This is a genomic window from Inquilinus limosus MP06 (genome assembly GCF_000767795.1).
Taxonomy (GTDB): domain Bacteria; phylum Pseudomonadota; class Alphaproteobacteria; order DSM-16000; family Inquilinaceae; genus Inquilinus; species Inquilinus limosus_E.
Map to the genome: position 1 here is coordinate 1 of NZ_JANX01000236.1, position 8,888 is coordinate 8,888.

The window sequence follows — 8,888 nt, forward strand, 5'->3', positions numbered from 1 at the left end:
GCGGCTGCGCACCAGCCGGTCGTCGGCCTGGTCGGCCAGCGCCGCCGCGGTCGGGATCGCGGCATAGCCGCGGGCCTCGGCGATCAGCGAGACGTAATAGCCGAAGGAGAGGGGCCGCTGGTCGCGGCACAGATTGACCACGGTGGTGCCGGGCGCCGTGCCCGGCGCCGGCAGGTGGCGACCGTCCAGCAGGTCGTCAGGGGCGACGATGCGGCATTGGGGGGGCAGGTCGTCGGCTAGCCCATCGGAGGCAAGCCCGTCGGGCTCGTCGGCGACGATCAGTGTGGTGGCCATGGGTCCATGCGTGATGTGGCAATGACCCTCAGCCTCCCGCCGCGCCGGATAAAGGCGCCATTCGGATTTGCGGCCGCCGCTGGAGGCAGCGGCTTTGGGACATCGGCCCGTGCAGCCTTCAGCGGCCGGGCGCGGTCTCGGCGGGAAACGCGGTGCCTGGCTGCCAGTCTCGGGCCAGGGTATCGGCCCTCATGGCCTGCTCCGCGGTCAGGCTTCCGGCCAGGGCGGCCAGATTCGTCCGGGCGGCGGCCGAACCGCGGGCCGCAGCCAGGCGGAACAGCATCCCGGCCAGGACAGGATCCTTCGGGACGGCCACACCGTCCCGGTGGAAGACGCCGAGGTTGTTCAGCCCGTCGGCATCGCCCTGCTCGGCCGCCTTGCGATACCAGACGACGGCTTGCGCGCCATCGACGGGCGTGCCGCCGAGCCCGGAGGAATACAGGTCGCCCATGGCGGTCTGTGCCGCCGCGTATCCCTGTTCGGCCGCCTTGCGGAACCACCTGGCCGCCTCGGCCTCGTTCTTCGCGACCCCGCGGCCGGCGATGTAGATGTGGCCGAGATCCGTCTGCGCCGGGGCATAGCCCTGAAGCGCGGCCCGGCGATACCAGGACAGGGCCTTGCCATCATCGCGAGCCACGCCGCGCCCGGTCGTGTACATGACCGCGAAGCGGTGCTGGGCGGCGACATTGCCCTGCTCCGCGGCTTTCCGGTACCAGGCCGCCGCCTCGCCATCGTCCTGGGCAACGCCGCGTCCGGAGGCGTACATGTCCCCGATATTGGACTGCGCCTCCGCCAGCCCCTGTTCGGCGGCGCGACGCAGCCAGGCGGCCGCCACCGCTTCGTCCCGGGGAAGCGAGCCGCGGCCCGCCAAATACATCAGGCCGATCATGTTCTGGGCCTTGGCGTGGCCCTGCTCCGCCGCCTTCAGATACCAGAGGGCGGCCTGCGCATCGTCCTGCGGCACGCCCTGGCCGGCGAAGTGGAGGCTCCCGAGAATGAACTGCGATCTGACGTCGCCTTGATCGGCAGCCTTGCGATACCACTGGATGGCCTGGCCTATATCGGCGGGCATGCCCAATCCGCCCAGATACAGGTCCGCCAGCGATGCCTGGGCTGCGGCCTCGCCCTGCTCGGCCAGGCGCCGCCATTCCTCGAATGCCTTGGCGTAGTCGCCTTGCTGATAAGCCGCATATCCATCCAGATACGCTGCCTCGACGGGTGCCGGCAGAGTGGTCACGGACAGCAGGGCCAGCAACGCGATCCGGCCGGCGTGACGAGTCGATTCGCGCATGTCCAGAGGCTGCCTGTCAGGAGATTGAGCCGATATCCTGTCGGAACAATCCGGACGGATTGCGGCGACATCGTGAAGCCGGGAGGCAGGCACGGCGCAGCAGCCGGACCGGCGCTGAGGTCCTGCCGCCGGCCGCGCCGCTCCTCATTGCGGGGAGGCATCGCCCCCGGCCGCGAAGACCTGCCCGGTGAAGCAGGTCGCGAGCCGGCCGAGCTCCGGGCCCAGCACGCGGTCCTCTTCCACCGGCGGCACCACATCGCGGACCGTCTCGACAAAGGCCCGCAGCGCCGGTGTCGGGTCGCGGCTGGTGACGTGCAGGGCCTGGGACGCGATCACCGCCAGCATCGCCAGCGCCGCGTCCAGGCAGCGGCCGGCGCGCTCCTCCTTCGCCCAGGCCAGGAAGGCCGGGGCGGCGACGTCGTCCTGGCCGGCGCCCGCGGCCTCGGTGCCCGGCAGAAAGGTGCGCTGGGCGGCCGCCTTGGCCTGCTCGAGATAGCCCGTCACGGCCATCGGGACGTAGCCCAGGCTGCCATGGCCGTCGCTGTCGCTGGGATCGCGCCCGACCATCAGCAGGTCGGGCAGGTGCGACACCCGGCCGGCCAGGAGCTTCGAGCTGTGGCGGTCGCACAAGAGGCACAGATCGGCCCAGATCGCCGCCAAATCGTCCAGCGCCGGCGCTGCCATGGCGTTGTGGTAGCCGCCGGTGCTGATGCAGCGGCCATTCGGATGGCCCGGGCCCGCCTCGTCCGGCGGGATATAGACCGGGTTGTCCGAAGCCGCGGCCAGCGACACCGTCGCCGCGCGCTCCGCCGCCGCCAGGGCGCCGATGCGCCTGGCCCAGCAGCCGCGGCACGATGCGTAGCTGACCGGCGCCTGTAGCCGCGTCGCCCGTCGCCAGCGCCGTCCAGCAGGGCGCGCAGGTTCCGCAGCGCCGCGGCGTCGTGCTCGTCACCCCACAGCGTGTCCAGCGCCGCGTCGTAATGCTCCAGCGGCGCCCGGAACGCCTCGATCGACAGGGCCAGCACGCTCTCCGCCAGCCGGATCCGGTTGCGCGCCGCCAGGGCCGAATCGGCGACCAGCGCCGCGGCGCAGGGCGACCCGTTGATCAGCGATCCGCGCTCCTTCACCTCGAGGTCGAAGCGGGCGCTGAGATCGGCGAACAGCGGGTACAGCGCCAGGATCTCGCCGGCCCCGCCCTGGCCGGAAGCGGGCACTGTGGGCAGCGGGCCGCCGTCCAGCATGGCGGCGACGGCCAGGGCGATGCGCGGCGTGGTGGCGGCGTGGCCCTCGAGGAAATTCGTCAGCCGCGCCAGCACGATGCCGCGCACCACACGTTCCGGCAGCGGGTCGCCGAAGGGCGTGGCGGCGGCGAAGGCCTTGATCCGAGCGTGGCGGTCGCGCTCCTCCGGCCGCAGGCGCCGGTCGGCCAGCTCGCCCATCGCCGTGGTCACGCCGTAGATGACGAGATCGGGGTCGGTGTCGATCAGCCGCAGGAAGGCGGCGCGGCACTCGGCGATCCGGGCCAGCGCCGCCTCGGTGACGCGCACGCCTTCGCCCCGCCAAGCGACGCGGCACACCGCGTCCAGGGTAATGTCGGTCCGCCTGGTCAGGTCCAAAGTCATCGCCATCCGCTCCCGTCTCGGGCGTGCGACGCGCCCGGTGCGGCAGCTTGGCAAAAGCAAAGGCCGGCGGCGATGGGATTCGCCGGCCGGCCTCAGGGTGCTTTCGGTTCTTTCCCGTCATTGCGAGGAGGCGAAGCCGACGAAGCAATCCAGGGGCCGTTTGGCGTGGCCCCTGGATTGCTTCGCTACGCCCGCAATGACGGTTTGGCGAGCCGTGGCTCGTCAGACCACCGAGCCGTGGCAGTGCTTGAACTTCTTGCCCGAGCCGCAGGGGCAGGGCGCGTTGCGCGGCGTGTCGGCCCATTCCGGGTTCAGCGCCAGGGCGGCGCTGGCCGCCGCCACCGCGCCGGCGGCGGTCGCCATCTCCGGCGCGGCCAGCGCCGGGTCCAGCCGGCCCTCATGCATCTCGCGCTGCATCATCGCCGCGCGCTGCTGGGCCTCGACATCCTCGGGCCGGTTCACGCGCAGCTCGACCTGGGCCAGCACCTGTGTGACGTTCTCGCGCAGCCCGGCCAGCATCTCCTCGAACAGGTTGAACGCCTCGGCCTGGTATTCGCGCAGCGGGTCGCGCTGGGCATAGGCGCGCAGATTGATGCCCTGGCGCAGATGGTCCAGCGTCAGCAGGTGGTCCTTCCAGCTCTGGTCCAGGATCTGCAGCAGCAGGCTCTTCTCCGCCATCTGCATCAGCTCGGGGCCGTAGGCCTCGACCTTCGCCGCCATCTTGGCCTCGACCGCCGTCTGGATCCGCTCCTCGATCTCGCGGTCGGCGATGCCCTCTTCCTTGGCCCAGTCCTGCACCGGCAGGTCCAGCCCAAAGATCCGCAGCCCCTCCTCGTGCAGCCCGTCGATGTTCCACTTCTCGGCGTAGCTGTTCTCGGGGATGGCGCGGGCGACCATGCCGGCCACCACCTCCTGCCGCATGTCGGCGACCATCGCGGTGGCGTCGTCCGCCTGCATGATCTCGCGCCGCTGCTCGTAGATCACCTTGCGCTGGTCGTTCATCACGTTGTCGAAGCGCAGCAGGTTCTTGCGGATGTCGAAGTTGCGCGCCTCGACCTTCTCCTGCGCCTTCTCCAGGGCCCGGTTGATCCAGGGGTGGATGATCGCCTCGCCCTCCTTCAGGCCGAAGCGGCGCAGGATGCCGTCCAGCCGCTCGGAGGCGAAGATGCGCATCAGGTCGTCTTCCAGCGACAGGAAGAACTTCGACCCGCCGGGGTCGCCCTGGCGGCCGGAGCGGCCGCGCAGCTGGTTGTCGATGCGGCGGCTCTCATGCCGCTCGGTGCCGACGACGTAGAGGCCGCCGGCCGCCAGCACGATCTCCTTGTTCCGCGCCACCTCGGCCCGGATCTCGGCCTCGCGCCGCTCACGCTCCGCCGGGTCGTCGATGCCGGCCAGCTCGAGCTGCACCCGCATCTCGACATTGCCGCCGAGCTGGATGTCGGTGCCGCGGCCGGCCATGTTGGTGGCGATGGTCACCGCGCCGGGCCGGCCGGCCTGGGCGACGATATAGGCTTCCTGCTCGTGGAAGCGGGCGTTCAGCACGTTGTGCGGGATCTTCTCCCGCTGCAGCAGCGCCGCCAGCGTCTCCGACTTCTCGATCGACACGGTGCCGACCAGCACCGGCTGCTGCCGGGCGTTGCACTCGCGGATCAGGGCGACGATGGCGTCGTATTTCTCGCGGACGGTGCGGTAGACCTCGTCGTCCTCGTCCTTGCGCTTGACCGGGACGTTGGTCGGGATCTCGACCACCTCGAGGTTGTAGATCTCGCCGAACTCGGCGGCCTCGGTCTGCGCCGTACCGGTCATGCCGGCCAGCTTCGGATAGAGGCGGAAGTAGTTCTGGAAGGTGATCGAGGCGAGGGTCTGGTTCTCGCGCTGGATCTCCACCCGCTCCTTGGCCTCGATGGCCTGGTGCAGGCCCTCGGAATACCTGCGGCCTTCCATCATGCGGCCGGTGAATTCGTCGATGATGACGACCTTGCCGTCCTTGACGATGTAGTCCCGGTCCAGCTGGAACATCACATGGGCGCGCAGCGCCTGGTTGACGTGGTGCACGACGTTCACGTTGTGGATGTCGTACAGATTGTCGCCCTGCAGCAGCCCGTTCTCGATCAGCAGCCGCTCGATCTTCTCCTGGCCGGCCTCGGTCAGGGCGACGGTCTTCTGCTTCTCGTCGTGTTCGTAGTCCTCGACCGCGACCAGGCTCGGGATCAGCCGGTCGACGCGCATGTACATCTCCGACGAATCCTGCGCCGGGCCGGAGATGATCAGCGGCGTCCGCGCCTCGTCGATCAGGATCGAGTCGACCTCGTCGACGATGGCGAAGTTGAACGGCCGCTGGACCATGTCCTCCAGCCGGAACTTCATGTTGTCGCGCAGGTAGTCGAAGCCGAACTCGTTGTTGGTGCCGTAGGTGATGTCCGCGCCATAGGCCGCCCGGCGCTCGTCATCGTCCAGCCCGTGGACGATGCAGCCGACCGACAGGCCGAGGAAGTTGTAGACCCGCCCCATCCAGCCGCTGTCGCGCTGGGCCAGGTAGTCGTTGACGGTGACGACGTGGACGCCCTTGCCGGCCAGCGCGTTCAGGTAGACCGCGAGGGTGGCGACGAGGGTCTTGCCTTCGCCGGTCTTCATCTCGGCGATCTTGCCCTGGTGCAGCACCAGGCCGCCGACCAGCTGCACGTCGTAGTGCCGCTGGCCCAGCACCCGCCGGGCCGCCTCGCGCACCGTGGCGAAGGCTTCGGGCAGCAGGTCGTCGAGCGACTCGCCTTTGTCCAGCCTTTCGCGGAACTCCTGCGTCTTGGCCTGAAGCTGGGCGTCGCTCAGCGCCTGGAACTGGGGCTCCAGGGCGTTGGTCTTGACCACCGGGCCGGTGATCAGCCCCTTGACGAACCGGTCGTTGGACGAACCGAACAGCTTTCGGGCAAGCGCACCGAACATCGAAACCTCGACTTGGCGGGAGAGCACGCAGCCGCACTCCCCCAGGAAATTGGGGCCGCGCCAGCCGGCTTTCAACGCAGAACCGCAGCGGAATGCCGGCGCTGCCGTCGAAAGCGCCCGGACCCGCGGGCGCGGCACCATAGCGGATGGACCCCGCCCTGCCAATGGCCGGCCGGACGGAGGCGGGGGCGGGACAGTCCCGCCGCCACGCTCCGGTCCGCCCGCCGCCTAGCTCGCCGGGTCGGCGACGATGGCGCTGCCCTTCAGGACCACCGGGCGGGTGGTCTCGCCGGTGATGCCGAAATCGCTGTCGTTGATCATCAGCAGCGACCCGTCGCCGGTCAGGGCCAGGCCCTCGATCTTGACCGGAACCTCCGGGCGGTCGGCGCTGTCGAAGCGCAGCGTCTTGGTCACCGGCACGACCTTGGCGGCCGCGAGGTCCTTGCTCGCCTCCAGGCTCGGCGAGGTCTTCGCGTCGTCCCAGGCGGTGCCGTGGATGTCGGTGGCCCCGGCCAGCGAGATCTCATACAGCTTGGTGGTGCCGTCGGTGCGCTCCAGCACCAGGAAGCGGTCGGCGCCCAGCCCCATCATCTCGCTGATGCGCGGATCGCTCTGCTTCTTCGACGGGTCCAGCCGGAAGCTCTGCGGATCGTCGAGGGTGTAGACATACTCGCCGGTGACGGCGAGCGTCGCCGGGTCGAAGGTCCACAGCCGGGCGTTCTTCGAGCCCCGGTAGGTGTCGGCGTCGGGGTTGGCCAGCGGGTTCTGGATGATGGTGGCCAGGCGCTTGCCGTCCGGGGTGATCGCCAGCGATTCCAGGCCGCGATTGAGGAAGCGCTTGGCCAGGATCGCCGGCAGGCCGCCATCGACCGGGTAATGCGCGGCCTTGAAGTCGTCCTCGGTGCCCTGCGGCACGATGCGGCGCAGGATCTTGCCGTCGGCCGCGACATGCAGCAGCGACGGGCCGTTCTCCTCCGACACCCAGAAGGTGCCGTCGGCCATCGGCACGATCGATTCGGCGTCGACCGCGTCCGCGCTCTGCTCCAGCTTCTTGCCCGACAGGTCGAGCGGCTGCTCGGTCGAGGCGTGGGTCAGCGGGTTCAAGAGGCCGGTGACCGGCTTGCCCTGGCCGTCGCGCAGCGGCAGCACGGTGTCGACGGTAAAGGTCTTGTCGTCCTTCAGCGTGATCCGGTAGATCGACGGCGAATAGTCCGGCTGCGGATAGATGCGGCCGCCCTTGACGTCGCCGCAGATGGTCTTGCCGTCGATGCCGAACACGTCCTCGACATCGCCGCAGGTGAAGTTGGCGCCGCGGTCGGAGATGGTCCAGAAGGTCATCGCCGGATCGGTGGCGCGGCGGCCGGCGCCGCTGCCGATGCCGACATTCAGCTGCCGGGTCTTGCCGCTCGGCACCGACATGCTGCCGAGATCCAGCTTCGGGTCGGTGCTGCTGTAGACGGTGATGGTCTCGGCCGCCAGCGCGGCCGGAGCCGCCGTGACGAATAGAGCCAGCGCCGCGGCGAAGGGACGGAATCCCATGAACCCCTCCTTAAATCTTTGTCACCCGGGCCCGGCAGCGCCGGCGGCGGGGCCGGCCCGGACCCCGCGATCCTTCTAGGATTTGCCGCGTGTCGGGCCGGTGAAGCTCTTGTGAAGCTTTGATGACGGCGGCTTCCGGTCCGCTTGTGCGGTGTTTCGGCCTGTGCTTTACCTTGGCGCCACGTCGCGCGGTTGGCGCCGTCGCGATCCCATGACCGGATGCCGGCCCTCTCCGGCCGGGGCGCCACTCGTCCCACAGGATCTGAAAGGACGCGTTTGATGTCTTCCCTCGCCCTCCGCCTGCTCGCCGGCGCGGCCGCCTTCACGCTCCTGGCCGGTCCGGTCCTGGCCCAGGACGCTGCCAAGCCGGCCGAGACCCCGGCGGCTCCGGCCGCGGCCGCTCCCGCCGCCGCCGACCAGGCCGGCAAGCCGGACGATCCGGTCGCGGCCACGGTCAACGGCCAGCCGATCCTGCGCTCCGAGGTGCTGGAGGCGATCAACAGCCTGCCGCAGCAATACCGGCAGATGCCGGTCGAGATGCTGGTGCCTTTGATGGCCGAGCAGGTGGCGACCGCCCGGCTGGTGGCGCAGAAGGGCATCGATGCCGGGCTGCAGAACGACCCGGAGGTGAAGGAGCGCCTGCAGACCGCCGAGCGCCGCATCATTCAGGACGTCTGGCTGCAGCGCCAGATTAAGGCCAAGGTGACTGATCAGGCGATCCAGGATGCCTACAAGAAGTACCTCGCCGACAACCCGCCGCAGGACCAGGTCAAGGCCCGCCACATCCTGGTCGACAGCGAGGACAAGGCCAAGGACCTGATCAAGAAGCTGGAGGGCGGCGCCAAGTTCGACGAGCTGGCCAACGCCAACACCACCGACCCCTCGGGCAAGGATTCCGGCGGCGATCTCGGCTGGTTCGCCAAGGACCAGATGGTGCCGGAATTCGCCGACGCCGCGTTCAAGCTGGAGAAGGGCAAGTTCACCACCGCCCCGGTGAAGACCCAGTTCGGCTGGCACGTCATCCTGGTCGAGGACAAGCGCACCCTGCCGCAGCCGAGCCTCGACGAGGTCAAGCCGCAGCTGGAGGAGCAGCTGTCCCAGGCGCTGGTGCCGCAGATCATCGCCGAGGTGAAGCAGGGCGCCCAGATCGTGGTGATGGGCCAGGACGGCAAGCCGCTGCCCCCGCCCAGCACCGAGGCCCC

General features: G+C 69.7%; 6 protein-coding genes and 1 pseudogene. 1 reads left to right on the forward strand and 6 read right to left on the reverse strand.

The window, feature by feature from the left end; translation table 11 throughout:
- From P409_RS18185 to P409_RS18205, 6 genes and pseudogenes are all read right to left on the reverse strand, one after another.
- Positions 1-294: RimK-like ATPgrasp N-terminal domain-containing protein (locus P409_RS18185; protein WP_034840822.1), on the reverse strand; the 294-nt coding region annotated here is incomplete at its 3' end.
- A 118-nt stretch (positions 295-412) separates the two neighbouring features.
- Complete coding sequence (locus P409_RS18190; protein ID WP_052120876.1) at positions 413-1,585, reverse strand: SEL1-like repeat protein; 1,173 nt, start codon at positions 1,583-1,585, stop codon at positions 413-415.
- 144 nt (positions 1,586-1,729) lie between these two features.
- Positions 1,730-2,413 carry an aromatic amino acid lyase gene (locus tag P409_RS41250; RefSeq protein WP_343285513.1) on the reverse strand — a complete coding sequence of 228 codons (684 nt, stop codon included), beginning with the start codon at positions 2,411-2,413 and terminating at the stop codon, positions 1,730-1,732.
- Positions 2,414-2,496: 83 nt separating this feature from the next.
- Positions 2,497-3,213: pseudogene (locus tag P409_RS41255) on the reverse strand (aromatic amino acid lyase); the annotation flags it as partial.
- Positions 3,214-3,429: 216 nt separating this feature from the next.
- Positions 3,430-6,147: a preprotein translocase subunit SecA gene (secA, locus tag P409_RS18200; RefSeq protein ID WP_034840826.1), complete on the reverse strand. Its 2,718-nt coding sequence runs from the start codon at positions 6,145-6,147 to the stop codon at positions 3,430-3,432.
- A gap of 228 nt (positions 6,148-6,375) precedes the next feature.
- Positions 6,376-7,686, reverse strand: a complete 1,311-nt coding sequence (locus tag P409_RS18205; RefSeq protein ID WP_034840830.1) for an esterase-like activity of phytase family protein — start codon at positions 7,684-7,686, stop codon at positions 6,376-6,378.
- Positions 7,687-7,965: 279 nt separating this feature from the next.
- Here P409_RS18205 and P409_RS18210 point away from each other — a divergent pair.
- Positions 7,966-8,888 (forward strand): peptidylprolyl isomerase (locus P409_RS18210; RefSeq protein ID WP_034840833.1); only part of this gene is annotated, 923 nt, incomplete at its 3' end.

Coding starts and splice junctions, on each gene's coding strand:
- P409_RS18190 (WP_052120876.1), bottom strand. CDS start 1,585: ATGCGCGAATCGACTCGTCACGCCGGCCGGATCGCGTTGCTGGCCCTG.
- secA (WP_034840826.1), bottom strand. CDS start 6,147: ATGTTCGGTGCGCTTGCCCGAAAGCTGTTCGGTTCGTCCAACGACCGG.
- P409_RS18205 (WP_034840830.1), bottom strand. CDS start 7,686: ATGGGATTCCGTCCCTTCGCCGCGGCGCTGGCTCTATTCGTCACGGCG.